The sequence below is a fragment of the Rhodococcus sp. 15-725-2-2b genome (assembly GCF_002259075.1).
Taxonomy (GTDB): Bacteria; Actinomycetota; Actinomycetes; order Mycobacteriales; family Mycobacteriaceae; genus Rhodococcoides.
This window is the reverse complement of the sequence record NZ_NPFL01000010.1, coordinates 80,967-107,054: the sequence shown is the minus strand read 5'-3', so window position 1 is coordinate 107,054 and position 26,088 is coordinate 80,967. Positions and strand designations below refer to the sequence as shown.

Annotated in this window: 26 protein-coding genes and 1 riboswitch; of the genes, 10 read left to right on the top strand and 16 right to left on the bottom strand. The window is 64.5% G+C overall.

The genetic code is table 11. The features are described from left to right. Positions 1 to 180 precede the first annotated feature (180 nt). Both CH306_RS12625 and CH306_RS12620 read left to right on the top strand, forming a co-directional pair. Positions 181 to 2,052, top strand: a complete 1,872-nt coding sequence (locus CH306_RS12625) for an HNH endonuclease signature motif containing protein (RefSeq protein ID WP_094646788.1) — start codon at positions 181 to 183, stop codon at positions 2,050 to 2,052. 131 nt (positions 2,053 to 2,183) lie between these two features. Next, positions 2,184 to 2,555 carry a TfoX/Sxy family protein gene (locus CH306_RS12620; protein WP_256981145.1) on the top strand — a complete coding sequence of 124 codons (372 nt, stop codon included), beginning with the start codon at positions 2,184 to 2,186 and terminating at the stop codon, positions 2,553 to 2,555. A 14-nt stretch (positions 2,556 to 2,569) separates the two neighbouring features. Here the strand turns inward: CH306_RS12620 and CH306_RS12615 are convergent, their stop codons facing one another. From CH306_RS12615 to CH306_RS12590, 6 genes are all read right to left on the bottom strand, one after another. Further along, the gene (locus CH306_RS12615) at positions 2,570 to 3,094 is read right to left on the bottom strand and encodes a GNAT family N-acetyltransferase (RefSeq protein WP_094646786.1); all 525 of its coding nucleotides are present in this window, start codon (positions 3,092 to 3,094) and stop codon (positions 2,570 to 2,572) included. Positions 3,095 to 3,110: 16 nt separating this feature from the next. Next, complete coding sequence (locus tag CH306_RS12610; RefSeq protein WP_094646785.1) at positions 3,111 to 4,139, bottom strand: FAD-dependent oxidoreductase; 1,029 nt, start codon at positions 4,137 to 4,139, stop codon at positions 3,111 to 3,113. A 7-nt stretch (positions 4,140 to 4,146) separates the two neighbouring features. Continuing rightward, a complete protein-coding gene (locus CH306_RS12605) occupies positions 4,147 to 5,124 on the bottom strand; it encodes an ABC transporter substrate-binding protein (protein WP_094646784.1) in 978 nt (325 codons plus the stop codon). Positions 5,125 to 5,158: 34 nt separating this feature from the next. Continuing rightward, positions 5,159 to 5,956 (bottom strand): amino acid ABC transporter ATP-binding protein, encoded by a 798-nt coding sequence (locus CH306_RS12600; RefSeq protein WP_094646783.1) that lies wholly within the window; start codon positions 5,954 to 5,956, stop codon positions 5,159 to 5,161. Then, on the bottom strand, positions 5,953 to 6,903 hold the full coding sequence (locus CH306_RS12595; RefSeq protein WP_094646875.1) for an amino acid ABC transporter permease: 951 nt from the start codon (positions 6,901 to 6,903) through the stop codon (positions 5,953 to 5,955). The genes CH306_RS12600 and CH306_RS12595 overlap by 4 nt, the downstream gene beginning before the upstream one ends. Before the next feature lie 131 nt (positions 6,904 to 7,034). Continuing rightward, a riboswitch (SAM riboswitch) is annotated at positions 7,035 to 7,128 on the bottom strand. 103 nt (positions 7,129 to 7,231) lie between these two features. Beyond that, positions 7,232 to 8,587 carry an LLM class flavin-dependent oxidoreductase gene (locus CH306_RS12590; RefSeq protein WP_094646782.1) on the bottom strand — a complete coding sequence of 452 codons (1,356 nt, stop codon included), beginning with the start codon at positions 8,585 to 8,587 and terminating at the stop codon, positions 7,232 to 7,234. A gap of 203 nt (positions 8,588 to 8,790) precedes the next feature. Here CH306_RS12590 and CH306_RS12585 point away from each other — a divergent pair, with 203 nt between their 5' ends. The 4 genes from CH306_RS12585 (at position 8,791) to CH306_RS12570 (ending at position 12,211) form a co-directional block, all read left to right on the top strand. Beyond that, on the top strand, positions 8,791 to 9,129 hold the full coding sequence (locus CH306_RS12585; RefSeq protein WP_373453506.1) for a WhiB family transcriptional regulator: 339 nt from the start codon (positions 8,791 to 8,793) through the stop codon (positions 9,127 to 9,129). A gap of 87 nt (positions 9,130 to 9,216) precedes the next feature. After that, positions 9,217 to 9,975: an HAD-IIA family hydrolase gene (locus tag CH306_RS12580; RefSeq protein ID WP_094631006.1), complete on the top strand. Its 759-nt coding sequence runs from the start codon at positions 9,217 to 9,219 to the stop codon at positions 9,973 to 9,975. After that, entirely contained in the window at positions 9,975 to 11,048 is a 1,074-nt protein-coding gene (locus tag CH306_RS12575; protein WP_094646781.1) for an isochorismate synthase, read from the top strand. The genes CH306_RS12580 and CH306_RS12575 overlap by 1 nt, the downstream gene beginning before the upstream one ends. A 221-nt stretch (positions 11,049 to 11,269) precedes the next feature. Beyond that, positions 11,270 to 12,211 (top strand): TauD/TfdA dioxygenase family protein, encoded by a 942-nt coding sequence (locus CH306_RS12570; protein WP_052049994.1) that lies wholly within the window; start codon positions 11,270 to 11,272, stop codon positions 12,209 to 12,211. Positions 12,212 to 12,216: 5 nt separating this feature from the next. Here CH306_RS12570 and CH306_RS12565 read toward each other — a convergent pair whose 3' ends face one another. From CH306_RS12565 to CH306_RS12550, 4 genes are read right to left on the bottom strand one after another with little or no spacing between them, the layout of a single operon-like run. Then, positions 12,217 to 13,440 (bottom strand): O-succinylhomoserine sulfhydrylase, encoded by a 1,224-nt coding sequence (locus tag CH306_RS12565; protein ID WP_032397133.1) that lies wholly within the window; start codon positions 13,438 to 13,440, stop codon positions 12,217 to 12,219. Then, positions 13,437 to 13,850 carry a rhodanese-like domain-containing protein gene (locus CH306_RS12560; protein ID WP_032397134.1) on the bottom strand — a complete coding sequence of 138 codons (414 nt, stop codon included), beginning with the start codon at positions 13,848 to 13,850 and terminating at the stop codon, positions 13,437 to 13,439. Before CH306_RS12560 ends, CH306_RS12565 begins: the two co-directional genes overlap by 4 nt. 45 nt (positions 13,851 to 13,895) lie before the next feature. Further along, positions 13,896 to 14,423 (bottom strand): Rv0361 family membrane protein, encoded by a 528-nt coding sequence (locus CH306_RS12555; RefSeq protein ID WP_032397135.1) that lies wholly within the window; start codon positions 14,421 to 14,423, stop codon positions 13,896 to 13,898. A 34-nt stretch (positions 14,424 to 14,457) separates the two neighbouring features. Then, a complete protein-coding gene (locus CH306_RS12550; RefSeq protein ID WP_094630958.1) occupies positions 14,458 to 15,318 on the bottom strand; it encodes a TauD/TfdA dioxygenase family protein in 861 nt (286 codons plus the stop codon). A gap of 294 nt (positions 15,319 to 15,612) precedes the next feature. Here CH306_RS12550 and CH306_RS12545 point away from each other — a divergent pair, with 294 nt between their 5' ends. Then, the gene (locus tag CH306_RS12545) at positions 15,613 to 16,998 is read left to right on the top strand and encodes an FAD-dependent oxidoreductase (protein WP_094646780.1); all 1,386 of its coding nucleotides are present in this window, start codon (positions 15,613 to 15,615) and stop codon (positions 16,996 to 16,998) included. Positions 16,999 to 17,065: 67 nt separating this feature from the next. Here the strand turns inward: CH306_RS12545 and CH306_RS12540 are convergent, their stop codons facing one another. Then, positions 17,066 to 17,935, bottom strand: a complete 870-nt coding sequence (locus CH306_RS12540; RefSeq protein ID WP_032397138.1) for an SMP-30/gluconolactonase/LRE family protein — start codon at positions 17,933 to 17,935, stop codon at positions 17,066 to 17,068. Between the two features lie 55 nt (positions 17,936 to 17,990). Here CH306_RS12540 and CH306_RS12535 point away from each other — a divergent pair, with 55 nt between their 5' ends. After that, on the top strand, positions 17,991 to 18,737 hold the full coding sequence (locus tag CH306_RS12535) for an amidohydrolase family protein (protein ID WP_032397393.1): 747 nt from the start codon (positions 17,991 to 17,993) through the stop codon (positions 18,735 to 18,737). 13 nt (positions 18,738 to 18,750) lie between these two features. Here the strand turns inward: CH306_RS12535 and CH306_RS12530 are convergent, their stop codons facing one another. Both CH306_RS12530 and purT read right to left on the bottom strand, forming a co-directional pair. Then, the gene (locus CH306_RS12530; RefSeq protein WP_094646779.1) at positions 18,751 to 19,233 is read right to left on the bottom strand and encodes a DUF456 domain-containing protein; all 483 of its coding nucleotides are present in this window, start codon (positions 19,231 to 19,233) and stop codon (positions 18,751 to 18,753) included. Positions 19,234 to 19,257: 24 nt separating this feature from the next. Further along, positions 19,258 to 20,454, bottom strand: coding sequence for a formate-dependent phosphoribosylglycinamide formyltransferase (gene purT, locus CH306_RS12525; RefSeq protein ID WP_094646778.1), 1,197 nt, complete (start codon positions 20,452 to 20,454; stop codon positions 19,258 to 19,260). Between the two features lie 95 nt (positions 20,455 to 20,549). On the opposite strand from purT, the gene CH306_RS12520 reads away from it, so the two are divergent. Next, positions 20,550 to 21,626, top strand: a complete 1,077-nt coding sequence (locus CH306_RS12520) for a CaiB/BaiF CoA transferase family protein (protein ID WP_094646874.1) — start codon at positions 20,550 to 20,552, stop codon at positions 21,624 to 21,626. Between the two features lie 85 nt (positions 21,627 to 21,711). On the opposite strand, the gene yczR is transcribed toward CH306_RS12520, so the two are convergent. After that, on the bottom strand, positions 21,712 to 23,193 hold the full coding sequence (yczR, locus tag CH306_RS12515) for a MocR-like transcription factor YczR (RefSeq protein ID WP_094630961.1): 1,482 nt from the start codon (positions 23,191 to 23,193) through the stop codon (positions 21,712 to 21,714). 91 nt (positions 23,194 to 23,284) lie between these two features. Between yczR and CH306_RS12510 the strand changes: the two genes are divergently transcribed. Beyond that, the gene (locus tag CH306_RS12510) at positions 23,285 to 23,809 is read left to right on the top strand and encodes a methylated-DNA--[protein]-cysteine S-methyltransferase (RefSeq protein ID WP_094646777.1); all 525 of its coding nucleotides are present in this window, start codon (positions 23,285 to 23,287) and stop codon (positions 23,807 to 23,809) included. 67 nt (positions 23,810 to 23,876) lie between these two features. On the opposite strand, the gene CH306_RS12505 is transcribed toward CH306_RS12510, so the two are convergent. Both CH306_RS12505 and CH306_RS12500 read right to left on the bottom strand, forming a co-directional pair. Further along, on the bottom strand, positions 23,877 to 24,317 hold the full coding sequence (locus CH306_RS12505) for an LGFP repeat-containing protein (RefSeq protein ID WP_094630963.1): 441 nt from the start codon (positions 24,315 to 24,317) through the stop codon (positions 23,877 to 23,879). Between the two features lie 88 nt (positions 24,318 to 24,405). Next, complete coding sequence (locus tag CH306_RS12500) at positions 24,406 to 26,085, bottom strand: signal peptidase I (RefSeq protein WP_094646776.1); 1,680 nt, start codon at positions 26,083 to 26,085, stop codon at positions 24,406 to 24,408. Positions 26,086 to 26,088: the final 3 nt, after the last annotated feature.

The window sequence follows — 26,088 nt, the reverse complement described above, 5'->3', positions numbered from 1 at the left end:
CCAGCGCTGGCGCGACTCGGCGTTACGCAGAATCGACAACGTCACACTATCGATCCATCTGTTATGCGCCACATACCGATTCCAGGTTGGCGATTCTGCTCGGTCCGACCGTCTCGCAGCGTGCCCATGCGGAGAACGTGTGTTCGAAAGTGTGTCGGTGGGTCGCGATAGATTCTGTGCATGCTTTCGGGGGACGGCGGATCAGGGGTGGACGGCATCGAGACGGTGCCGCCCGCCCCCGAGGTGTCCGATCCCGACTTGTCTGTGTTGGTCGACCGGGTCGAGTCCGCGATCGCGGAATTAGCGGAACAGTCGTCGGTAGCGTGGTCGAACGCGGACCGGCGCGCGGTGATCCAACGAATGGAAACGGCGACCAGATCCCTGACGGCGCACTCGTACACCTGGCTCAACGAACTCATCTCTCAGCACGGCCTCGATGTATACCCGGGATCGGTGCCGTCGTCGGTGGCGTGGATGCTGCGGATCACCCCACGAGCAGCAGGAGCACGGGTCCGTCTGGCTGCCGAGTTGGGTGACCGAACCGCCTTCTCCGGGGAAGTCCTGCCGCCGTTGCTGCCGCACACTGCTGCTGCGTTGCGGGCGGGGTTGCTCGATGCCAAGCATGTGCAGATGATCCGCGAGTTCTTCCGCCATCTGCCCCGGGATGTCGATCCGCAGACGCGCGAGCTCGCCGACGAGCAACTGGCGGGCTACGCCTCGACCAGGCGACCCGACGATTTCGCACCGTTGTTGGCGCACCTGGATTCGATCCTCAATCCCGACGGCGACCACGACGAAGACGAGGACGAAGACGAAGACGGGAAGCCACCGAAACCACCGAAACGCAGGGATGCGTTCTTCTACCTCGGTGAGCAGGGTGCCGACGGAATGTCCGAAGGAAAATTCTGCGTCGACCCCGAACTACGCGCCTACCTCGAAGCCTTGTTCTCCAAAGCCGCGAAACCCGGAGTGAACAACCCCGCAGACCCGACATCGGTCGTGCACGACGAGACCGGCGGCAAGGACAGCACGAGCCCCGGGGCTGCGAGCGACGGTGCGCGTCCCGATCCTGCAGCAGCCGAACCGGATTCGGCCACATCCGGTGGTGTCTTCGATACCGACACCCCACCGCTACCGGAGCCGGACGACCGTTCGACGAGCGATCAGGGACTGTGGAGCGATGCGGGACTGTGGAACGACGGTTCATTCGACGGCGACGATCCCTGCGACGGTGACGGCCGGTGCGGTGACGGCCTCGACTGTGGTTGCGGCACAGGGCACGACGACACCACAAAACCAGAGGACACTGCTGAGCCCGACGACACAGTCGATGCCGATACCGACGGCGACGAAGCGCTGGGTAAGGCTGCAGCACGCGACGCTGCCGCCGCGCGGGATATCCGCACCCAACGCCAACGCCAACACGACGCCCTCAAGCTCGCGCTCCGTCAGACACTCGCCTCCGGCACCCTCGGCACCCACCGAGGCCTACCCGTCACCGCCATCGTCACCATGACCCTCAAAGACCTCGAAGCCGGCTGCGGCTACGCCATGACCGCCACCGGATCACGGGTGTCGATCCGCGACGCGATCCGCATGGCCTCGCACGCCCACCACTACCTGACGATCTTCGACGACCACGGCCGAGCCCTCTACCTCGGCCGCTCCAAACGCATCGCCTCCGCCGACCAACGCATCGTGCTCATCGCCCGCGACCGCGGCTGCAGCTTCCCCTCCTGCACCCGCCCGGCGACCTGGTGCCAAGCCCACCACGTCACCGACTGGAACACCGGCGGCTACACCGACATCGACTCCCTCACCTTCGGCTGCGACATGCACCACGCACTCGTCGGCACCGGCCCCGGCAAGTGGGCCACCACCAAAACCGGAGCAGGACACCGGTACCCGGGCCGCACCCTGTGGCACCCACCCGCCGGAATGGACCCCAAACGCCGAGGCCTGATCAACCACGCCCACCACCCAGAAGAGGTCCTCTACCCACCCGACAACCACGGCGACCCCGGCGACGAAGAACCACGACAACCCGCCTGACGGTCCGAACCAGTCTCAGGGCACAGCACTGCCTCGAGGACACCGCTCAGCTGTGTGCACAACCTGCTACCGACAACACAGTCCACACACGGGGTGCTTCGCGGTTGCGTCCGATACGGATGAGGTCTTCGATGAGAGCAACGACCATTGGAGGGTACGAGCACATGGCGTACGACGAACTTCTTGCAGATCGCGTCCGCGACATCCTCACTGACCAGGAAAGTCTGCGCGAGCACAAGATGTTCGGCGGTCTGGCTTTCCTGGTACGAGACAAGATGGTGGTGTGTGTCGGCACAGGCAGCCGTGCGCTGCTGGTTCGTGTCGACGGTGTGCGCGAACCCGAGTATCTCCAGCGGGAGGGAGCACACCACGCCGTGATGGGTCGAGACCGGTCGATGGGCGAAGGATGGATCACCGTCGACGCCGACGCGCTGGCAAACGACACAGCACTGGAATTCTGGGTTGCCGCAGCGCTCGCGTACAACGCGAGCCGAGCCGGCTGATCACTGCAACGGGCTCATTCGAGACTCTTCTCGAAGGGATGTGATCCGACAGTCCTGGACGGCAGGCTCCGGTCGTACAGTGGGGTGTATCCGGCTGACAAGTACAGCGCCACAGCCTCGGGCTGGTTCCACCCGGTCGTCAGATACACGCGACGATATCCGCGCTCACGTGCGCTGCGTTCCAGCTCGGCAACGACACGCTTGCCGAATCCCCTGCCGCGGTGCGCTTTCGAGGTCCAGATACGCTTGAGCTCAGCGGTATCCGAGTCGTACTGCCGGTACGCACCTCCCGCCACAGGAACGCCGTCGGACAATGCTATGACCAGCACACCGCCCGGCGGGGCGAATTCCTGCGCGGGATACGACTTCAATTCTTGGTACTGAACGCCGGGACTACGGCCGTACCTGGACGCGTACTCGTTCGCCAGCTCCTGCAGCAGAGGCGCCGCGAGTGGATCGTTCTGATCGACTTCGACGAAGGTAAGCCGCCCTGGACCGGCATCGCCAGTGAGGGTGTTCAGGTCGAACGTTGCGCTCATGTGCTTCCTGTCTCGTCTATCCGTCGACCAGATCTGCGACCAGTTCCCCGACCGCAGGGGCGAACTTGAATCCGTGGCCCGAGAATCCCGCAGCGACAACGGTGTTGCCTGTGCGTCCGATGGCGAAGTTGGAATCGGGCGTACTGGTGTACAGACACGTCAGCGGGTCGGCCGTATCGGCGTTCACTCCCGGGAGCCAGTTGCGTGCGTACGCGATCAGGCGATCGACTCCCGCTGGTTCGGGCACGAAGTCGCGGGTGTTCGGATCGACGACCGGTCCCGTGGCGTGTTCGCCGATCTTGATGCCGTCGAGTGAGGACAAGCCGTAGATGCCGGCCGTATCCAGAAGTGCACCGGGATGATGAATGAAGCTCGGCCACTCCACGTCCGGGCACAACGGTACGAAATGTGCCGGCTGTTCCTGGGTGGTGACCAAAGGCGGAATCACTCCCTGCGGCACGAACTCGGATGTCCACGCTCCTGTAGCGAGGACGACCACGTCGGCCACGTAGGTGCGAGTGTCCGTCACCACGTCGGAGCCGGAGAGCTCGCGCACCGGCGTCTCGTATTCGACGATCGCACCGCGCGATCGAGCTGCTGCCGTCGCTGCGGTGACGCTGCGATCGGCGTGCAATCGCCCGGCCTCGGCATGGAACAGCACAGTGGTGTCGAATCGAAGTCCGGTCCACCGCCGCTGCGCAGCAACCGGTTCGAGAACCTCGAACTCGAGCCCGGCTCGCTTCAGTGCGTCGATCCTCGGATTCACCGTCGCCGGATCTCCATGATCCACAGCCCCTGTGATGTCCAACAAGTCGGTGTCGGTAGCGGTTTCGAGATCTCGCCAGAGCGTGTGCGCCCGAGCGGCCAGTGATACGTAGTGGTCGTCGGCGTAGGCATGCCGAAAGATCCGCGAACTGCCGTGCGAGGCACCGTTCTTGTGTCCCGGACCGAATTGCTCGAGCACGGTGACGTCGTGCCCGCGTTCGGCGATCTGCCACGCCGACGACGCTCCGACGATGCCGCCGCCGACGACCACTACTTTCACCGTGTACCTACGCTGCGGGCTTGCGAGGCAGCCCGGGCGGATTGATGACGGACTCGGACACGGCCTCGGACTGGAGGCCCCACCGATCGATGACCCGCTGGTAGCTGCCGTCGTCGATGGCATGTTGCAGTGCCTCGTGGATGGCCTCGATGAGACCGTTGTCCTTCTTGGTCAGGACCGCGATCTCGCCCTGCAACGCATCGCCGGCCCCGGAGAACGTCCCGACGACCTTCGATTCCCCACTGGTTGCCGCGTGGTAGACGGCAGAGGGGTTGGGGCCGAGATAGCCGTCGATTCGCTTCGATCCCAGCGCCAGGTAGTAATCGGACGTGTTCTGGTAGTAGGCGAGTTCCGCCGGCGCGAGACCTTCGGCCACGTTGGCCTCGTTCCAGTCCACCAGCAGCTGCTCCTGGTTGGTGCCGGAGCCGACGCCGATCTTCTTGCCTGCGATGTCCTGACGCTTCTCGACCTTCCAGTCGGCGTCCTTCTGGGTCTCGAAGGCGAGGTTGTCGAGACGGTACGTGGCGAAGTCGTACTTGTCCTTGCGCTCCTCGGTGACCGTGACGTTGGAAATGAACACGTCGTTCTCACCGGAGTCGATCTTGACGAAGTTCTGCGACCAGTCGGCAACCTGCAGATCGACGTCCAGCCCGAGAATGTCGCCGACGAGGTAGGAGAAGTCGACCTCGGATCCGACGATGGTGGTGTCGTCGGTGGCGTAGAAGCGCAGCGGCGGCGCAGTTCCGCCCGAGCCGGTGACGATCAGGGTTCCTCGGTCCCGAATGGCCTGTGGCACTTTCGCTGCGATCTCGTCGACCTTGTCGACCCGGACTCGTTCGGTCTGCTCGGGCGAGAGGTCGAAGCTTTGTCCCTGCTCGGTGACGACCTGCGACTCGGCCGCGGGTTCGCTGCAGGCGGTCGCAGTGAGCGCCACGATGGCCAATGCTGCGGCCACGACCGTCAGCCTGCGTGATGGTTTCGACATGGGTGTTGTCCGTCTTTCGCTGAAGTGAGGTGGTTTACAGAACGTGGGAGAGGAAAGCTTTGGTCCGCTCGTGCTGCGGCGAATCGAGAAGTGTTGCAGGAGGTCCTTGTTCGACGATCACACCGGAATCCATGAACACGACGGTGTCGGCGATCTCGCGGGCGAAGCCCACCTCGTGCGTGACGATCACCAGAGTGGCACCGTCGCGGGCGAGTCCACGGATGACTTCGAGCACCTCGCCCACGAGCTCCGGATCGAGTGCCGAGGTGGGCTCGTCGAACAGAATCACTTTGGGGCGTAGCGCCAGTGCCCTCGCAATGGCCACTCGCTGCTGCTGGCCACCGGAGAGCCGACGAGGGTAGTCGTGCGCTTTTGCGGCGACACCGACCCGCTCGAGCAATGCCAGTGCCTCGGGCTCGACGTCCGCACGCTTACGCTTCTGCGCCGAGATCGGTGCCTCGATGACATTCTCGAGCACCGTCAGGTGCGGGAAGAGGTTGAAGTTCTGGAATACGAAACCGATCTGCGAACGCTGGCGCAGGATGTCGCGATTGCTGAGCTCGTGCAGCTTCGAACCTTTGCGCCGGTATCCCACCAGGTCTCCGTCGACGCGAACGGTGCCCTGGTCGACCTTCTCGAGGTGGTTGAGGGCACGGAGCAGCGTGGACTTACCGGATCCGGACGGGCCGATGATCACGGTGACCTCACCGGGGCGAACGGTCAGGTCCACGCCCTTCAGAACTTCGAGGGCACCGTAGGACTTGTGCACCCCGCGCACTTCGACGGCGTACTTCGTTTCCGATCTGGACGTGCCGGCATCGAGCGTGGTCATCGTGTTGCTCCTCGCGGGGCCAGGGTGATCTCGGCCAGTTTCTTCCGTAGCTTCTGAATCGGCGTGAGCTCGATGGTGCGGACGGCCCCCTTGGCGTAGTGCCGTTCCACGTAGTACTGCACCACCGACAGAATCGAGGTGAGAATGATGTACCAGACGGTGGCCACCATCAGCAGCGGTACGACTCGGCCGCTTCGGCCGTAGATGACCTGAACCTGATAGAACAGCTCGGCGATGGCCATGACGGAGACGATCGAGGTGCCTTTGAACAGGCTGATCACCTCGTTGGCGGCGTTGGGGAGAATGCCTCGCATCGCCTGTGGGAGGACGATCTTGAAGAACTCTCGGCGCTTCGGAATACCCAGTGCTGCAGATGCTTCCAGCTGCCCCTGGTCCACCGAGATAATTCCGCCGCGGACGATCTCGGCGGAGTATGCAGCCTGATGCAGGGCCAGTCCGATGATCGCAGCTGTCGAGCCACTGATGACGTTGTTGACGTCGAACTCGAAGAAGCTGGGACCGAACGGAATCCCCAGCGACAGGGTCTGATACAGGTACGCAATGTTGAACCAGAACAACAGCTGCACGATCAGTGGAATGGATCGAAACGCCCAGATGTAGAACCACGAGATCACTTGCAGGACGGGATTGTTCGACAGCCTTGCCACCGCTAGGGCGATGCCGAGGGCGAAGCCGATCAGGGTCCCCCAGAACGTGAGCTGGATGGTGAGCCACAGAGCCGAGAGCACCGATTTCGCCGTGCAGTACTGAGCGAAAGTGCCCCAGTCCCATCCCGCATTGGTGGCCAACCCGTGCAGGAACTGAGCGACCACGACCAGGGTGGCGACGCTGATGACCCAACGCCACGGATGCCACTTCCTGGCGACGACGAGTTGCTCGTCCGGCAGTTCTGCGGTGTCGCTCGAACCGGTGGATGTCGGCGAGATCTGAAGTTGCGTCACCGGAGCCGCCGGTGCGGATGGGCAGCGATCATCGCTGTGGTGCCTTTCGAAAGGGTGGACTGTGAGTACGCGAATCGGTCAGGCGGGCGTACGCATACAGGTGTTCATCAGCAGTTCCTCCATCGGTCCTGGCGGTAGCACCCACACGCCCGAGGGCGGGGTTGCTGCGACGTCGTAGAGCCAAGGTCTCTCGGTCGCTCTGGATGGTGACAGGAATGTATAGAACGTCAGATTGAAAAGTCAAGTGCGCGTAGTCTTTCGGGTTGAAATCACGATGATTTCAACCCTTGCCACGTTTCCGAACTGCCTGGTGTCAGCTGAAGGCGCCCCGGTATCGGGCAGCCGGATGCGACACGGGCAGTCTGTCCCGGCCGGTGAGTTTGGCTCGGACGGTGCCCCGGCCGTACTCCCGTTGCGCCAGCCCGCGTTGCCGAAGAACCGGCATCAGATGATCGATGAATTCCAGGTAGCTGCCCGGGATCGTCGAGTTGATGACGTTGATCCCGTCGACGCCGGCGTCGCGCCACTGTTCGAGACGATCGGCGATGGACTCCGGCGTTCCCACCACCCGCCCGCTCCGAGTCCGCATGTGCGCCAGATCCCGAACGGTGGGTTCTCGATCGGTGATCGCTTCGCGTAGCCACGCCAACGTGCTCTGCGAGCCTTCTCCCTGCACCTGACCGATCGGGGTGTCCAGATCGTAGGAGCCCAGATCTATGCCGATCCCACCCGCAGCGTGCGCGATCATCGCCTCGTCGTCGACGTATTCGTCCAACTCCGCTTCTCTGCGTCGAGCTTCGCTCTCGGTACTACCGATGACGAACGACAGACCCTGGAAGAATTCGAGGTCTCCGGGGGACCTCCCTGCCTCGACGACCAGACGGCGCGTGTCGGCGATGAGCGAGCGCGCGGCCTCGGGTGTGGGAGAGGCGATGAACTGGGCCTCGGCGTTGCGCGCAGCGAAGCGTCGGCCCGTCGGCGACGATCCGGCCTGGAACAACAGTGGTGTCCGCTGCGGAGACGGAGTCACGAGATGCGGGCCCTCGACGCTGTAGCGCGCACCGACATGGTCGATCTTGTGCACCTTCGAGAAATCACCGTGTCGACCGGATGCTTTGTCCTGCAACAGAGCTCCGTCGTCCCACGACCCCTCCCACAGCTTGTACACGACGTCGACGTACTCGTCCGCCCAGGCGTATCGATCCTCGTGCAGAGCCAGGTCTCCGTAGCCGAAGTTGCGCCAGGCGTTGGGTGACAGGCTCGTCACGATGTTCCAGGCGATACGGCCGTTCGACGCGTGATCGAGCGTGGACATCTTCCGCGCGAAGTTGAACGGATGCTCCTGCAGAATCGACGAGGTCAAGGCGATCCCGAGATGCTCTGTCGCGTAAGCGATCGCCGACGCGATCACGGTGGGATCGTTGCTGGGAATCTGCAAACCGGACTCGACGAACTTCTCCCACGAACCTCGATGGTCGTCGTACAGCCCCACGACATCGGCAAAGAACACGAAATCGAACTTGCCTCGCTCGAGTTGTTTCGCCAACGACACCCAATGCTCCAACGAGGAGAAATCGGACTGCTCCGCTTCCGGCTTGCGCCACGCACCGTGCACGATATGAGAGGTGGTGTTCATGACGAATGCGGAGAACCTGAGCGGCCGAGTCATATCTGCACCTAGCCACGAATTCGCACCACCCGGCGAAGCTGCAACACTCCGCAGCCGTCGGCAACGCACCGACCGCAGCCCCTCGAATCAGCCTGATTTCAATCATTGCGTCGCACCATCGACCCGGCGAGCCTTTTCGGTAGCGAATCGTTCTGTGCGGGCCGGGTCTCGCGCAGCGTCGACGAAAGGAATGGGTCGCCACGATGCCGAACAGCTCTGCCACGTCGAAGAACACCGCAATCGCCATGATCGAACGCAGAATCTCCTCCACCACCGAATCCTGGGATTGGCAGGTCGACGCACTGTGCCGAGGACAGGACTCGGAGATCTTCTTCTCCCCGTCCGGCGAAGGCCGCTCGGCTCGCCGCGCACGGGAGGACCGCGCGAAGCAGGTGTGCGCGGGCTGCGGGGTCATCGACGAGTGCCGACGATTCGCACTGGCCGCCAACGAACCGTTCGGAGTCTGGGGCGGAACGACAGCCCGGGAGCGACAACAGCACCGAGCCAACTCCCGGCGTGCCGAGGAACTGCAGGCGAGTTAGTACCGTAGTCACGCCTGCAGTGCGACCGCCGTAGTTCACAATGGATGGGTGAGCGAAACCGAGAAGCCTCAGCAGTGGACGTACCTGATGGACATGGACGGCGTGCTCGTCCACGAGGATCACCTGATCCCCGGTGCCGACACGTTCCTCGCCGAGCTGCAGGCCAACGAGATCCCGTTCATCGTGCTGACCAACAATTCGATTCGCACCCCCCGTGACCTGCGCGCGCGTCTCGCATTCACCGGTCTGGACATTCCGGAGAAGTCGATCTGGACCTCCGCCCTCGCCACCGCGACATTCCTGGGCAATCAGCGGCCCGGTGGTAGCGCCTACGTCGTCGGCGAGTCGGGTCTGACCACCGCCCTGCACGACATCGGCTACACCCTCACCGACTCCAGCCCCGATTACGTGGTGCTCGGCGAGACCCGGACGTACTCGTTCGAGGCCATCACCACCGCCATTCGTCTCGTCGAGAGGGGTTCGCGCTTCATCGCAACCAACCCCGATGCCACCGGCCCGTCCCGCGAGGGGTCACTGCCCGCCACCGGTTCGGTGGCCGCGCTGATCACCAAGGCCACCGGTAAGGAGCCGTACTACGTCGGCAAGCCCAACGCGTTGATGATGCGGTCGGCCCTGCGCGCGATCGGCGGACATTCCGAGAACACGCTGATGATCGGCGACCGGATGGACACCGACGTGCTCTCGGGCCTGGAAGCCGGACTGCAGACCATCCTGGTCCTCACCGGGATCTCGACGGTCCAGTCCGTCGAGCAGTACCCGTACCGGCCGACCAAAGTTCTCGATTCCGTCGCAGACCTGGTAGGCCGCACGCAGAACCCGTTCTGATGACTCTCGAATTCGTTCTGTCCCGCCATGATCACCACGTCGTCGGGCTGGGTGTCCGGCACACGTTTCCCGATATCGCCGACGCAGTCGCTGCGGTGCGGGACGGCCGAAATGTCGTCGGCGCAATCCCTTTCGACATGTCCGACGCCACCGCCCTGATCGAGCCGGAGCAGTTCTACCGCCTCGACGGACCCTGGTCGACGGTCGATGCTCAACCGCCGTTGCCCGAGGTGACCGTCGCACGACAGATTCCCGATCCCGACGTGCACGTGCAGCGAGTGCGGGATGTCGTCGAGCAGCTGAAAGCCGGTGTGGCCGAGAAGATCGTCCTCGCGCGGGCCATCGAGGTGACCGCGGATTCCCCGATCGACGCTGCCTCGGTGCTCAGCGCTCTGGTCTCACGCGATCCGATGGGCAACGGCTTCCTGGCGGACCTGTCCCCCGCCACGCATCGGGGTAGGCACATCGTCGGCGCGAGCCCGGAACTGTTGGTTCGCAAGCGCGGCAACATCGTCACCTGCCATCCGTTCGCCGGCACGGCCGCACGATCGACCGACCCCGACGAGGAAGCGCGCATCTCCGCGGCGTTGGCGGCCAGTGCGAAGGATCAGGCCGAACATCGCTTCGTCGTCGACGAGATCCGGGCTGCGTTGACGCCGTTCTGCGAGACGCTGGAGGTGCCCGAGTCGCCACAGCTCAGCAGTACTCCGCAGCTGTGGCACCTGTCGACGCCGATCGTCGGCACCTTGGCCGACCCCGAGACCTCGGCGCTCGACCTCGCGCTGGCACTGCACCCCACCGCTGCAGTCGCCGGTGTCCCCCGCGCGGCAGCGATGGCGGCGATCGCAGACGTCGAAGGCTCCCGCGGCTTCTACGCCGGAGCGGTCGGCTGGACCGACGGCAGCGGCGACGGCGAGTGGATGGTGACGATCCGCTGTATCGAGCTCTCGGCAGACGGACTTTCGGGAACGGCCACGGCAGGTGGGGGCATCGTCGCCGATTCCGACCCCGACGCCGAGCTGGACGAGACCACGGCCAAGTTCCGCACCGTTCTCAGCGTGTTCGAGCACTGACGTCCACCGGTACACCGCTACCGATCGATCGTGGTGTCGAGATCCTGGTGTCGAGATCGTGGTGTCGAGATCGTGGTGTTGAGATCGTGGTGTTGAGATCGTGGTGTTGAGATCACGGTGAATCGAACTGTGTACATCCACGATCGACAGTGGTCAGCTTGTTGAATTACGCACTGCGCCGGTGTGATTCGGGCAGTCTTCGACCAGCGAAAGGTATCGACATGTCGGTGGACACTCTTGCCGAGAATACGACAGCTCTGCGTGCGATCAAGATCGGCGGCAACCTCGGTGCCCGCATCGAGGGTGTGCGACTCGGCGGCGATCTCGATGCCGACACTGTCGAGTTCGTTCGTCGGGCTCTGCTCGAGCACAAGGTCATCTTCTTCGGCGGCCAGCACCATCTCGACGACGAAAGCCAGTATGCGTTCGCCGAATTGCTCGGGTCGCCGACCACCCCGCACCCGACGGTGACCTCCCGTGGCACCAGGACACTGGCCATCGACTCCGAATACGGCAAGGCCAACAGCTGGCATTCGGATGTGACCTTCGTCGACCGCATCCCGAAGGCCTCGATCCTGCGTGCGGTCAGCCTCCCGGAATACGGCGGGAACACCACCTGGGCCTCACAGACCGCCGCCTACGCTCAGCTGCCGGATTCACTGAAGGCGTTGGTGGACAACCTCTGGGCCACGCACTCGAACAACTACGACTACTCGGCGACTGCTGCAGAGAAGATCAGGAACGACAAGACCGAGGAGTACCGAAAGGAGTTCCAGTCCACATACTTCGAGACCGAACACCCAGTCGTCCGCGTACACCCCGAGACCGGCGAGAAGACTCTGCTACTCGGTCACTTCGTGAAGAACTTCATCGGATTGTCGACCAAGGAGTCGCAGACGCTGTTCGATCTCCTACAGAATCGAGTGACCAAGCTGGAGAACACTGTTCGCTGGACCTGGAGCCTCGGCGACGTGGCCATCTGGGACAACCGTGCCACCCAGCACTACGCCGTCGCCGACTGGGACGATCAGTACCGCCGCCTCGAACGCATCACCTTGGCCGGCGACGTGCCGGTACACCCGAACGGTGAGAGAAGCCGAGTGGTTGCAGGCGATGCCGCGCACTACTCCCTCATCGACAAACCGGTACCGGTGACACTCTGACCCAGCTACTTCAGCGCCTGATCCAGATCCCCGATCAGATCCTCGGTGTCCTCCAGACCGATCGAGATGCGTACGACGCCGTCGGTGATGCCCACTGCTGCACGGCCTTCCGGCCCCATCGCGCGGTGCGTGGTGGTCGCCGGATGCGTGATCAGCGTCTTCGAGTCGCCGAGGTTGTTGGAGATGTCGACGATGCGCAAGGCGTCGAGCACCTCGAAAGCACGCTTCTTGCCCTCGCCCTCGGGAGCGTCGAGCTCGAACGTCACGACGGTACCGCCGCCCGACATCTGCGACTTCGCCAGCTCGTACTGCGGATGCGACTGCAGGAAAGGATATTTGACCCATCTGACCGCCGGATGGCCTTCGAGGAACTCGGCGATCTGCAGCGCCGATTTCACCGAATGCCGCACCCGCACCGGCATCGTCTCCAAGCCCTTGAGCAATGTCCAGGCGTTGAACGGGCTCAGCGCCGGGCCGGTGTGCCGCATCAGAGTCTGCACCGGTCCTTCGATGTACTCCTTCGAGCCGAGGATGGCACCGCCGAGAACCCGCCCCTGGCCGTCGATGTGCTTGGTACCCGAGTACACGACCACGTCGGCACCGAGTTCGAGGCTGCGCTGCAGCAGCGGCGTTGCGAACACATTGTCCAGCACCACCGTTGCGCCGGCCGCATGAGCCAGCTCGGAGACGCGCCTGACATCGACCAACGACTGCATCGGATTGGACGGGGTCTCGAAGAACACCGCCGTGGTCGGCACCGACAGCGCCTGCTCCCACTGCTCGAGGTCTTCGCCGTCGACAAAGACGGTCTCTACTCCCCACCGCGGCAGAATCTCGTTGCACACCACGAAGCACGATCCGAAAAGACTACGCGCAGCGACCAATCGGTCACCGGCCTTCAGCAATGCACCCAACGCGGTGAACACCGCGGACATCCCGCTCGAGGTTCCGAAGCATGCCTCGGCACCCTCGATCAGCCGCAACCGTTCCTCGAACATCTTGACCGTCGGGTTGCCGTAGCGCGAGTACACGAAATGATCGATTTCACCGGTGAACGCCTGCTCGGCCGCACCGGCACTCTCGTACACGAAACCCGAAGAGAGATAGAGGGCTTCGGCGTTCTCGTCGAAGCCGGATCGCATCAGGCCGCCGCGCACTCCCAGCGTTCCCTGACCCACGCCCTCGGGCAAGGGCTTGTCGAATCCGCCGCCTTTGGGAAGGTTCGTCACGACTGCCTCCAAGGCAACCCGACCGCACGCCAACCCGTGGCTCCGCGGTGGCCGTCGGCGTCGGTGGCGCCTTCGAAGCCGTCGAGCACGTTGTAGGACGGACCGATGCCCGCTGCCGTCGCGGCCTCGGCGGCTCCGATGGATCGCTGACCGGAGCGGCACAGGAACACCACCGGTCGATCGCCGTCCACGCCTGCGGCTTTGAGATCGTCGACGAAGTTGGCGTTCCGGGCACCGTCGGGGAAGCTGACCCACTCGATCAGGTGCGTCGGGCGGTCGATGCCTGAGGTGTCCGGAACTCCGACGTACTGCCACTCGGCGCGCGTACGAACGTCCACGAGCACGGCCTCGGGGTTGTTCTGCAACAACTCCCAGGCAGCTTCCGGGGTTATGTCACCTGCGTAGGTCACTGGATCAGCCTTCCGTCACTTGCCGTTACGTCACACATACCGAGATCAGACATTGCACACCAGCCACTTGTCGTCGACGCGGAGGAACTTCCACACGTCGTCGGTCTGCGCTCCGGATTTCTCTTCCTTCAGCGGGACCGTGACCATTCCGCGGTCGCCGTTGACCTGATAGTCGGAGGGCACCCCGTCGATCGACGTCTCGCCGTTCCGCTCGACCTCGCCTGCTCGATCGGTTCGGTACTGCGCATCGTCGCCCGGAACGAGGCGCTCGACCTGATCGAAGCAGGTGTTCTGGCGCAGCAAGTCTGCGTCGCCGGTGTTCTGTGCCTCGAGGAATCCGTCGACGGCGTCGGTGAGCAACTGGGCCTGCGTCACGTTGTCCTCGGCAGGTGCGAACTTCGAGGCCGCGAAGATGCCGACGAGCAACACCACGACGACGCCGACGGCGAGGATGAACGGCCACGCGTTGGGCGGACGCTGCTCGCCGGAGTCGGCAGCCGCCTTGGACGCGTTGTTGCGCGCTTCCTCACGACTGTCGACCCACTGCTGCCTACGTTCACTCCACGACGCCATGCGGCCAATCTTCCTCGATCCGACGGGCCGGGCACTAGCGGGGTCCGACGGGAATGTCTCCTCGCAACGTGATGCGGTGCATCTTGCGGTGCTCGGTGCCGTAGTCGCGATTGGCGTAGTGCGAGGTGCTGCGGTTGTCCCACAGCACCAGATCGCCCAACCGCCAGCGGTGCCGCACGATGTGTTCGGGCTTGGTCAGGTGCGCGTACAGCAGGTCCAGGATTCCGCGACTCTCGGCCTCCGACACCCCCACGATGTGGGAGGTGAAACCTGGATTGACGAACAGCCCCTTGCGGCCGGTTTCCGGATGCACCCGCACGACCGGATGTTCGACGGGGACCAGCGCGGTGACCTCCTTGCCGTCCCACACGTTGCCTTTTCCGCCGCGCTTCTGCGCGAGGTAGTAGCCGAACTCGCGGTTGCCGTCGTGCATTGCCGTGAGGCCGTCGATCATTCGGCGGACCGGTGCGGACAGCGATTCGTAGGCGAGCTGACTGTCGGCCCAGTTGGTGTCGCCACCGTGCGGCGGTAGGACGACGGGACGCAGGATCGAGCCCATCGGCGGGCGTTCCATGAACGTGACGTCGGTGTGCCAGACGTCGGCGAATCCGTTGTCCTGGCTGTCGAGGGCGTAGACCTCGGGGGCGACGTGACCGCTGTCGTGCACCGGATGACCTGCGGTGAGGTCACCGAGCCTGCGGCCGAATTCGATGTGGCCCGCGTCGTCGAGCGTCTGCCCACGCAGCACGAGAACCTTGTGTTCGACGAGGGCTCGTCGCACGGCGTGTATCTGCGGATCGGACGCCGACGCGACGTCGAGGCCGATGACCTCGGCACCGAAGCTCGGGCCGAGCTTGTCGAGAGTGAGAGTTGCGGTCTGTTCCAGAGTGGTCATGTGTCCTCGAATCCGTGCACGGTCGAGCGCTGATCTTCGGCAACGCTGCCGTCGAGAGAGGGGTCCCGTCCTGGGAGGAGGGGAAGGGGCGTCGGGTCTTGTCACCGACAACACATGTTGGTGCAGGTACGACAGAAGTCGACGGTGAACCGTCGGACCAGGTATGTCGTGTGCACAGAGCAATTCCTACCGGAAACCGGGAAATCCGGCAAGTTGCCCACTGCCCCAGCTCAGGTAGTCCTTAATTTATGCTGGGGTGTCCGCACTTCCCTCGAAGAAGGTAGCTCGCTGCACATGACCGATCAGACTCGTCCACTCCGCGTCGCCATCGTCGGTGCCGGACCGGCAGGCATCTACGCCGCCGACGCGCTCATGAAGTCCGACCACAATGTCAGCGGACCGGGCGTCAGCATCGACCTCTTCGAGCGCATGCCTGCGCCGTTCGGGCTGATCCGCTACGGCGTGGCCCCCGATCATCCGCGCATCAAGGGCATCATCACCGCCCTGCACAAGGTGCTCGACAAGCCGCAGGTTCGCCTCCTCGGCAACATCGACTACGGCACCGACATCACGTTGGACGACCTGCGCCGCTTCTACGACGCCGTCATCTTCTCCACCGGTGCCAACGCGGACCGCGCCCTCAACATCCCCGGCATCGACCTCGAGGGCAGCTACGGCGCCGCCGACTTCGTCTCCTGGTACGACGGCCACCCGGACGTGCCGCGCACCTGGCCGCTCGAGGCCGAGAAGGTCGCCGTCCTGGGTGTCGGAAACGTCGCTCTCGACGTCGCGCGCGTGCTCGCCAAGACCGGTGACGAACTGCTCCCCACCGAGATCCCCGCCAACGTCTACGAGGGCCTCAAGGCCAACAAGGCCGTCGAGGTGCACGTCTTCGGCCGCCGCGGACCGGCTCAGGCCAAGTTCACCCCGCTCGAGCTGCGCGAGCTCGACCATTCCCCCAACATCGAGGTCATCGTCTCTCCCGAGGACATCGACTACGACGAGGGCTCCGAGCAGGCCCGCCGCAGCTCCAAGCAGATCGACATGGTCGCCAACACCCTGCAGGACTGGGCCATCCGCGACGTCGGCAGCCGCCCGCACAAGCTGTTCCTGCACTTCTTCGAGTCTCCCCACGAGGTACTCGGCGAGGACGGCAAGGTCGTCGGTCTACGCACCGAGCGCACCGAGCTCGACGGCACCGGCAACGTCAAGGGCACCGGCAAGTACAACGACTGGGACGTTCAGGCCGTCTACCGCGCCGTCGGCTACCTCAGCCAGAACATCAGCCAGCTCCCGTTCGACGAGCAGGCAGGCACCATCCCCAACGAGGCCGGACGCGTCGTCGAGTCCCCGTCGTCCACCACGCCCGTTCCGGCCACGTACGTCACCGGCTGGATCAAGCGCGGACCCGTCGGCCTCATCGGCCACACCAAGGGCGACGCCAACGAGACCGTCGCGAACCTGCTCGAGGATGCGCCGAACTTCGCCGGCGCAGTCGAACCGGATCTCGATGCCGTCACCTCGTTCCTCGAAGGCAAGCAGGTCCCCTTCACCACGTGGGACGGCTGGTACCGCCTCGACGCGCACGAGCGCTCACTCGGCGAGCCCGAGGGCCGCGAGCGCGTGAAGGTCGTCGAGCGTGAGGACATGCTGAAGGCATCCGAGCCCGACAAGGCCTGAGTGCCTGCGGCAGTGGTGTGGTTGTGTGCCCCAGGGAGCGCACAACCGCACCACTGCGCGAAGCGCACTACACGCGAACTGCCAACAACTTGCCCTCGGTCTCGATCTTGCGTTGATGCTCGTTGAAATCCGGTGCAGCGCAGACGAACAGCGTGCGGCCGTCGGATCCGCCGAGTCCGCAGGCGAAGACTCCGAGATCGAAATCGAGTTGCTCGAGAACCTCCCCTCCCTGCGCAACGTGCAGCACTCGTTGCCCCAGTGCGTCGGCGATCCACATCGTGCCGTCGGTGTCGATGCAGCATCCGTCGGCGGCCACTTTCACCTCCCCGATGGCCGTGGCCATGTCCGTCGACGACGGCAGTTCGCCGAACTTCGCCCAATCACGGCGCTCCCCCAGTGACCCGTCCTCGGCGATGTCGAAGGCACTGACCCGATTGCCGACCGTCTCGTCCACCAGCAGTTCGCCCGACGCGGTGAACGCCATTCCGTTGGGGAAGTACAGATCCGACGCCACGACGTGCGCGGAACCGTCCGGGTCGACGCGAATCAGGTCGGCCGTCTCGACGGGCGCGAAGTTCATCAGATCGAAGCCGAAGTTGCCGATGTACGCACGCCCCTGGGCGTCGACGAGCATGTCGTTGAGGTTCGCCCGAACATACGTCGACAGATCGGCGTGCACGGTCAGCGAACCGTCGTGCTCACGCAGTAGCAACTTGTAGTCGCGCATCGACACGATCAGCAGCCGCCCGTCGGGCAACCATCCCAGGCCCGACGGCTGATTGGGCACCTCGGCTTCGACTCGTACGTCGGAGCCGTCCTCGAGGGCGGACACGACGCGATGGGAGTAGAAGTCCGACACCCAGATCCTCCCCTCGTGCCATCTCGGACATTCGAAGTAGGTGTATCCGTCGAGAACGACTGTGGTCTCCGGTTTCATGTTTCGAATTCAAACACCGCGGACGGTGGCCGCGACGCCGAATGCGCGAGCTGGCATGCTGGGGCCCGTGTTCGACGCCCACCTACACATCATCGACCCCGCGTTTCCGCTCATCGAGAACCACGGTTTCCTGCCCGATCCGTACACCGTCTCGAACTACCTCTACGACGTCGACGGCCTCGGTATCACCGGTGGCGCAGTGGTCTCGGGATCGTTCCAGGGCACCGACCAGACCTACCTGCTCGCGGCGTTGAAGACCCTGGGGCGTGGCTGGGTGGGCGTCACTCAGATCGATCCGGAGTGCTCCGACGAGGACATCGTCGCGCTGGACGACGCGGGTGTCCGCGGAATGCGGTTCAACCTCAAACGCGGCGAGACGGACGTCCAGATGCTCACCACCCAGGCGCGGCGCGTGCACGAACTGGTGGGATGGCACGCCGAGCTGTACGTCGATGCGTCCCTGCTGCTCTCCCTCGAACCCATCCTCGCGAAGCTACCGGCCGTGAGCATCGACCATCTCGGCCTGTCGACGCAGGGACTGCCGTATCTGCTCGATCTCGTCGACCGCGGAGTACGTGTCAAGGCAACGGGATTCGGCCGGGTGGACCTCGACATCATCGACACTCTGCAGAAGATTCATCGCGTGAATCCGGCAGCGTTGATGTTCGGCACCGATCTGCCGGGCACCCGTGCCCCGCGTCCGTTCTCGGAGACCGACATCGACATCATTTCTCACGCTGTCGGCGGCGATCTCCCGGCGGTGCTCGACGGCAATGCCCGGGCCTGGTATCGGGTCTCTTGAATCAGCAGAGCCCTTAGACGAGTAGCGCTCCGCCGAGCCACACCGCAGAGGCGAGCAAGGCACCGAACAGCTCCACCAGGATGGACAGCCCGGCCGCTTTGGTGGCGTGCACGGTCGATCTCCATGCCTCGGAATGGTTTCGATGCCTGGGTACCTCGGCCACGTAGACGCCGGCGATGAAGCCGACGAACAGTCCGACGACGGGGATGACGAAGAATCCGACGATGCCGAGCAGTCCGCCGATCATCAGCGATCGCATCGGCACTCCGGCCTCCCGCATGCGCCGGCCCGGCCAGGTGTACTTCACGACGCCGCTCAGAACCAACAACACCGTCGCGATCGCGAACACCGTCCAGGCGGCGGCTCCGCCGGTGACCCACGCCCACACGGCGACGGCCGCGAAGATCAAGATGGTGCCCGGCAGAATCGGGACGACGATACCGACGAGACCGACCAGAATCACCAGGCCGACCAGGACCTCACCGAGCACGCTCATGGGCTCAGTGTGCCCTGTGTCGACTCAGACGACAGGACGAACCTTGCCTGCTGCCTCGCGGGCCCTGCTCCGTGCCGTCTCGATGTCCGAGGCCGTCGACACCGCGACGCCCATCCGGCGTCGGACGAAGCTCGTCGGCTTGCCGAACAGGCGAAGATCGGTCTCGGGGACGGCCAGCGCATCGGCGACGCCCTCGAAGTGAATGCCGTCCGCGTCGACACCGCCGTAGATCACCGCCGACGCACCCGGCGACAGCAGCGTCGTGTCGATCGGCAGACCCAGAACGGCGCGGGCATGCAGCTCGAACTCCGAGAACCGTTGCGTACGAAGCGTCACCAGGCCCGTATCGTGCGGCCGCGGACTGACCTCCGAGAAGTACACGTTGTCGCCCTGCACGAACAACTCGACACCGAACAACCCACGCCCACCGAGCGCCGTCGTGATGCGCTCGGCGACGTCGCGCGCACCGGCCAGGGCCGCGTCGGACATCGGTTGTGGTTGCCAGGATTCGATGTAGTCGCCGGACTCCTGCAGGTGCCCGATCGGCTCGCAGAACGAAGTTCCGTCGCTCGCTCGAACGGTGAGAAGTGTTATCTCGTAATCGAAATCGACGAATCCCTCGACGATGACACGGCCGAGGTCGACGCGACCGCCCTTCAGGGCGTAGTCCCACGCCGCTTCGACGTCGTCCTCGCTGCGCACGACGGACTGCCCCTTGCCCGACGAGGACATGACGGGCTTGAGAACGGCAGGAAAGCCGATGGTGGACAACGCTTCTCGTACGTCTTCCAGCGAATCGGCGAACGCGTACGGTGACGTCGGCAGCCCGAGCTCCTCGGCGGCGAGACGCCTGATGCCCTCACGGTTCATGGTCAACTGCGTCGCGCGCGCCGTCGGGATCACCACACTCCTGCCCCGCGCTTCGACCTCGGCCAGGGCATCGGTCGCGATGGCCTCGATCTCCGGCACCACGAAATCCGGCTGCTGCGAATCGATCAGCGCCAGTAGTTCTTCCGGGTTGCTCATGTCGATCGTGAACGCGTGATGAGCCACCTGATGGCCAGGGGCGTTGTCGTAGCGATCGACGGCGATCACCTCGACGCCGAGGCGCTGGAACGCGATGATCACCTCTTTGCCCAGCTCACCCGAGCCGAGCAGCATCACCCGGGTGGCCCCGGGAGTGAGCGGTGTACCGATACGGACGGGATCTGCGGCAGTCACAGCCCTATTATCCACACCCCGATCGGTTGGACGACCTAGTACAAGTTAGTCTCCATTCACATTCGCAGGTGACGAGTCGGAACGAGGCAAACAACGTGTCGAACACTGGTGGACCACTCGCAGGGCTTCGCGTGGTCGAACTCGCGGGCATCGGGCCCGGCCCGCACGCCGCACTGCTGCTGGCCGACCTCGGCGCAGACGTCGTACGCGTCCAGCGTGCCGGGCAGATCTCTGCCCACGACCACCAGCTGCGCAGCCGCACCATCGTCGAGGCCAACCTCAAGGATCCGGCCGACATCGAGAAGGTGCTCGGTCTCGTCGAACGGGCCGACGTGCTGATCGAGGGCTTCCGACCCGGCGTCACCGAACGCCTCGGCCTCGGACCCGACGACGCCCTCGCCCGCAACCCGCGCCTGGTCTACGGCCGCATGACCGGCTGGGGCCAGCAAGGCCCGTGGGCGCAGACCGCAGGCCACGACATCAACTACATCTCCGTCACCGGCGTGCTGAACGCAATCGGTCGCGAGGGCGAGCGCCCCGTGCCGCCGCTCAACATGGTCGGCGACTTCGGCGGGGGCTCGATGTTCCTCGTCTTCGGCATCATGGCGGCGCTCTACGAGCGCCAGAACTCCGGACAGGGCCAGGTGGTCGACGCGGCCATGGTCGACGGCACCGCCGCACTCTCGCACATGATCTGGGCCTGGCGTGGCGTCGGAGCCTGGAGCGACGATCGTGGCACGAACCTGCTCGATACCGGCGCACCGTTCTACGACACCTACGAGACCTCGGACGGCCGGTACATGGCAGTCGGCTCGCTCGAGCCGCAGTTCTACGCCCAGCTGCTCACCGGCCTCGGCCTCGCCGATGCGGACCTCCCGCCGCAGATGGACAAGTCGCGCTGGCCCGAGCTGCGCGAGAGATTCACCTCGACGTTCCTGTCCAAGACCCGCGACGAATGGGCCGCGATCTTCGACGGCACCGACGCCTGCGTATCGCCGGTCCTCACCTTCGCCGAGGCCCCGAACCATCCGCACATGAAGGACCGCGACTCCCTCATCGACATCGGCGGCGTCACCCAGCACCGCCCGGCACCGCGCTTCTCCCGCACCGAAAACGGAGTCCCGACGCCACCGCCCGCCGAAGCAACCGACATCGCGTCGGTTTGGGTCTGATCTGCTTGCGCCGAACTCGAAGTTGTGGACGCTTTTCGGCTGATTTCCGTCCATAACTTCGAGTTCGCGGTCAGAACATGGCCGGTCAGAACACCAGGGCCGGCTGCTCCGATTCGGCGCTGGGAGCGAGGGCACGATAAGCAGCAGCCGTGGCCATCACCGCGGCCCGAAGCTCCTGTGGCTCACGGGTGTACGGCAACCTGAGGTAGCGCTCGAATGCACCCTCGACGCCGAATCGTGGGCCTGCCGCGAGTATCGCGCCGAATGCGGGCGCGGTGGCGGCGAGCGCACTCGACACCGGTGCAGGCAGCTGCAACCACAGCGACATGCCGCCCTCGGAGCGGCGGTAACGCCAGTCCGGAAGATGTTCGGCCAGAGCCTCTTCCAGTACGTCCCGACGCTCGCGCAAGTGCGATCGACGGAGCTCGAGCGCGGGTTCGGCGTCCTGCAACAGGAACGAGGACGCCAATTGATCCATGATCGAGGTGCCGAGGTCGTGCGCTGCCCGCGAGCCCGCGAGCTGTGAGACGAGCGACGGATGCGCTCTGATCCATCCGATGCGCAGTCCGCCCCAGAACGACTTGGACGCCGAACCGATCGTGACGATGTCGGACCCCGAGACCCGCCCGAACGACGCGACCGGCGGCGGCGGCGGGGCGTCGAGCCACAGGTCCACCATGGTTTCGTCGACGATGAGCGTCATACGGGTGTCGCGGGTGATGCGGGCGAGTTCGGCCCGCCCCTCGGCACCCAACACCTGCCCGGTTGGATTGTGGAAGTCCGGAATCAGGTACGCGACCTTGGCTGCTGTTTGCCTTGCTGCACTGCGTATCCCGTCGAGATCCCAGTCGCCGTCGGCCGGACGTACCGGCACCGGTACGGGACGCGCACCCACTCGCCTGATGGCTTCGAGGGCGTTGGGATAGGTCGGGTGATCGATCAGCACCCGATCGCCGGGCGAGGTCAAGGTACCCAGCAGGAGCCGAACTGCTTGCTGCGCACCGGAAGTGACCATGATCTGGTCGGCCGTCGTCGGCAGGCCACGCTCGACGAAGCGTTGCGCGATGGCCTCCCGCAGCACCGCCAGACCGATGGGCTCCATGCCGTGCGTCGGAAGATAGGTCGGAAGTGCTTGCAGCGCAGACTCGTACGCCGCGGTCATGGTGCCGTCCGCTGCTGCCATCGCTGCGTGAGACATGTCCACGACCGGACCCGAAGGCGATGTCGACTGAATCAACATTCCGTTGGGGGTGGGCGCAGCGGGCAGAGCGACGGTACTGCGTGATCCTTGCTTACTGATCAGGTAGCCCTCGTCTCGCAGCACCGAGTACGAGGACGTGATGGTGGTACGACTGAGATCGAGAGCCGCGGACAGATCACGCTCACTGGGCAGACCGACGCCGAGCGGAATGCGACCGTCGTGAATCAGCAGTCGAACGCCATCGGCCAATGCGCGATACGTCGGACGCGACGCCTTGCGCCTCCCGGATCCGTCCGAGGACGCGTCGCCGCGCCAGCTGCCGAGATCGCGGGCCAGTGACGTTGCATTGAGGACTCTCGAAGCCATGCACTCCAGTATTCGCTCACTGGCCTCCGACATTCAAGTCCATTGCGTATTCCACTGGACTGCCACACGAGGGCAGGTGGATACTGGACCGATGCCGAGCAGCACGCTCTTCGACACCTCCATCGGCCGTTGCGGAATCGCCTGGACCGACGACGGCGTGCTCGCCGTCGCCCTGCCCGAGCCGTTGGACGAGGCGATGCTGGACTATCTGAACCGCTTCGGCGCAGCAACAGGGCCTGTCGACACATTGGCGGCCGACGCGATCGCGCGAATCGTCGCCCTGCTCGATGGACGGACAGTCGACATGAGCCCGATTCCGCTGGTCCTCGACATCTCGGAGTTCGACGCCTCGGTCTACACCGTCTGCAGCAGCATTCCCCGGGGCGCGACACTCACCTACGGCGACATTGCCCGCCGACTCGGCCACCCAGGCGCCGCCCAGGCCGTAGGCGGCGCGTTGGGACGAAACCCCGTGCCGATCATCGTCCCGTGCCATCGGGTACTCGGCGCAGGCACGGAAGTCGGCGGCTTCTCGGCACCGGGTGGCGCGAACACCAAACAGAAAATACTCGGCATCGAAGGAGTCCCAGGATTCGACGAGCCAACATTGTTCTGAGCTGCTTCATCGACGAACAAAACCGCGAGACCGAAGAATACGATCGAAACGGGGAGCAGGAAAGGATTCAGGCAGAAATACCGAGTGCGTCGATGGGAGCGTCCACCGCCGACATCAATTCAGCTTCCGGGCCCGGAGTCACATCGGATTCCTCGTGCCGACCACCGATGGTGAATGCACCCACCTCCGGCAACCACCCGATAGCTCCGCGTTGAAAGAGGTTGTAGCGACCGGATCCGGTGGGTGTCGGACGCTCGTTACTGATCGGATAGCCAAGTGCGCCATAGGGTCCCCCGTGACCGAGGTACCAGTCGAGGATCGGACCGTGCACTTCGTGCGCGCCACCCTCGGGAAGCGCGAAGACGGTAGCGTGCGTGAATTCGAGCATTCCCCCACCCTCGGGGCCGAGCATGAATTCACCGGCCTGAGCGCCGATCCATGGATGTTCGTATGCGAAGCGATCGAATTGGTAGCTGAAAACTTCCAATCCGTTGTAATTCTCAGTCATCGCTCGACCTTCCGTCGATTTACCTGGGCGCAATTATCCACGCAGGCGAGCAGATGTGCAGTTCGATTCCGACATATATGTGACGGCACTAATTCAAGAGCGCGAGAATTTCCGCCGGAATTTGTTCCGTCGCCGTCGGATCGATCACCGTTCGCGACCACGAACCGCCGGTGCTGTCGAGACGAACGAGACGATCGGGACCGAGCAGCCACAGCTGATCCCCGGCCGACCAATTCACGCCGTAGCCGAATGCCTCACTGGACGTGGCGGGAGCGCTGTACTGGACTGCTCCGGCTGCGTCGACGATCTGCAGAGTCGGAGCGCCGTCGATGTCGACCACCCGGGCCGTCGATGCACCCGACGGCGAGGTCACCGGGGCGGACAGCGCCGCAGGTGCCGGCGGGGTCGTCGTTGTTGTTGTGGTGGTCGGCGGTGGGGCCACCGCCGCGGGTCCCCCGTCAGTGGTCGACGGGACAGTCGTGGACGGCGGGACAGTCGTGGACGGCGGAACCTCGACCGACGGCGTAGTCGTTCCGGGTACTGCGGTTGACTCCGGTGCCAGAGTGGTGGGGGTGGATGTCGTGGAGGACGGAGTAGTTGCCTCGGGAGCGATCGCCTGCGGGGCGCTGCGGGCTGCGGCAGCGGCAGCGGTGCCTCCGCACCGCGCACTTGCAGCCAATCCGAGAAGTAGGCCGTTGCTCATGGTCAAGTTCACGGTCGGGCTCGGCTGCGAGAACCTCGTACCCGATTTGGTTCGGATGGATGCGGTGTACACGCCGTCGAGTACAGGGGCCAGTGGCAGCGGCAGCAATTCCAGGAGGGCTCCGTTTTCCACTGCTTGAGTGATGACTACCCCGGTAGCAGCGGTCCCGGCTACCGCGAACTCACGGTCGTTCTCGCCTGCCTTCTTCAAGGTCAACTGGTACGTGTACTGCGACCCGCGTGATGGAAAACTGAGATTCACGAATCGAATCGCACCGACAAGACCCCGCTCGGCATTCGTACAAGTCAGCGACAGCGGCGCGGGGATCGGCAATGCTGTGGTGATGGTGCCGCTGAGGGCCGTTGCCGTGTCTTGCCCCGCAGCAAGGGTTGTCGGAGTGTTCGACGCAGTGATGCCCACTGCCGAGATGGCCGCCAGTGCGAGCACCACACCGAGGGTGGACGTCCCGCGTCCCTGGGCGCTGTGCCGTCCGCTGGGCGGTTCCTGCGGTCGATCGTCGTCGTCCGGCTGCGCAGAGGACTCCACAGGGGACCTACGAAATCCGAACGCGGTCATGAGAAGTACGCCGACGGCGATGCCACCGATGAACACTGCGACCGGGCCGCTGAGCCAGGTGACCGCGTAGCCGAGTTTCCCGACGCTGAAGAACACACGATCGGCCTCGGACACGACGTAGCTCTCGGCATCGGGCTCGGGGTTCGCGTCACCCTGAAGGAACAGTTGCACACTGTCGGTTCCGACTGCGCCGATCTCGACCACGCGGTGGGTGATTCCTGCTCCCGACGCGCTAGTGACCTTGACGACGTCGCCGACCTCTATGTCTGCGGCAGGGGTCGACTTGCTCAGTGCCAGCGCCCCGGTGTCGATGGCCGGGGCCATGGAGCCGGACCGAAAGACCAACGGGGTGATACCGAAGAACACGGCCGCGAGCGCGAACAGCACACAGACGAGCCCGGAGACAGCGCCGACGGTCAGTGCGATCTCGCGAAGCAGACGCCGGCCGGATGGCGCTCCGGTAGCCGAGGCTGCGTGGGTATCGGACATGAT

Excerpts from the sequence above, each read along its gene's own strand:
- CH306_RS12570 (WP_052049994.1), top strand. The coding sequence starts at position 11,270 with ATGTCGGTGGACACTCTTGCCGAGAATACGACAGCTCTGCGTGCGATC.
- CH306_RS12605 (WP_094646784.1), bottom strand. The coding sequence starts at position 5,124 with ATGTCGAAACCATCACGCAGGCTGACGGTCGTGGCCGCAGCATTGGCC.
- CH306_RS12545 (WP_094646780.1), top strand. The coding sequence starts at position 15,613 with ATGACCGATCAGACTCGTCCACTCCGCGTCGCCATCGTCGGTGCCGGA.
- CH306_RS12505 (WP_094630963.1), bottom strand. The coding sequence starts at position 24,317 with ATGACTGAGAATTACAACGGATTGGAAGTTTTCAGCTACCAATTCGAT.
- CH306_RS12540 (WP_032397138.1), bottom strand. The coding sequence starts at position 17,935 with ATGAAACCGGAGACCACAGTCGTTCTCGACGGATACACCTACTTCGAA.
- CH306_RS12625 (WP_094646788.1), top strand. The coding sequence starts at position 181 with ATGCTTTCGGGGGACGGCGGATCAGGGGTGGACGGCATCGAGACGGTG.
- CH306_RS12615 (WP_094646786.1), bottom strand. The coding sequence starts at position 3,094 with ATGAGCGCAACGTTCGACCTGAACACCCTCACTGGCGATGCCGGTCCA.
- CH306_RS12620 (WP_256981145.1), top strand. The coding sequence starts at position 2,184 with ATGAGAGCAACGACCATTGGAGGGTACGAGCACATGGCGTACGACGAA.
- CH306_RS12555 (WP_032397135.1), bottom strand. The coding sequence starts at position 14,423 with ATGGCGTCGTGGAGTGAACGTAGGCAGCAGTGGGTCGACAGTCGTGAG.
- yczR (WP_094630961.1), bottom strand. The coding sequence starts at position 23,193 with ATGGCTTCGAGAGTCCTCAATGCAACGTCACTGGCCCGCGATCTCGGC.
- CH306_RS12575 (WP_094646781.1), top strand. The coding sequence starts at position 9,975 with ATGACTCTCGAATTCGTTCTGTCCCGCCATGATCACCACGTCGTCGGG.
- CH306_RS12535 (WP_032397393.1), top strand. The coding sequence starts at position 17,991 with ATGCTGGGGCCCGTGTTCGACGCCCACCTACACATCATCGACCCCGCG.
- CH306_RS12500 (WP_094646776.1), bottom strand. The coding sequence starts at position 26,085 with ATGTCCGATACCCACGCAGCCTCGGCTACCGGAGCGCCATCCGGCCGG.
- CH306_RS12580 (WP_094631006.1), top strand. The coding sequence starts at position 9,217 with ATGGACATGGACGGCGTGCTCGTCCACGAGGATCACCTGATCCCCGGT.
- CH306_RS12600 (WP_094646783.1), bottom strand. The coding sequence starts at position 5,956 with ATGACCACGCTCGATGCCGGCACGTCCAGATCGGAAACGAAGTACGCC.
- CH306_RS12585 (WP_373453506.1), top strand. The coding sequence starts at position 8,791 with ATGCCGAACAGCTCTGCCACGTCGAAGAACACCGCAATCGCCATGATC.
- CH306_RS12550 (WP_094630958.1), bottom strand. The coding sequence starts at position 15,318 with ATGACCACTCTGGAACAGACCGCAACTCTCACTCTCGACAAGCTCGGC.
- CH306_RS12530 (WP_094646779.1), bottom strand. The coding sequence starts at position 19,233 with ATGAGCGTGCTCGGTGAGGTCCTGGTCGGCCTGGTGATTCTGGTCGGT.
- CH306_RS12510 (WP_094646777.1), top strand. The coding sequence starts at position 23,285 with ATGCCGAGCAGCACGCTCTTCGACACCTCCATCGGCCGTTGCGGAATC.
- CH306_RS12590 (WP_094646782.1), bottom strand. The coding sequence starts at position 8,587 with ATGACTCGGCCGCTCAGGTTCTCCGCATTCGTCATGAACACCACCTCT.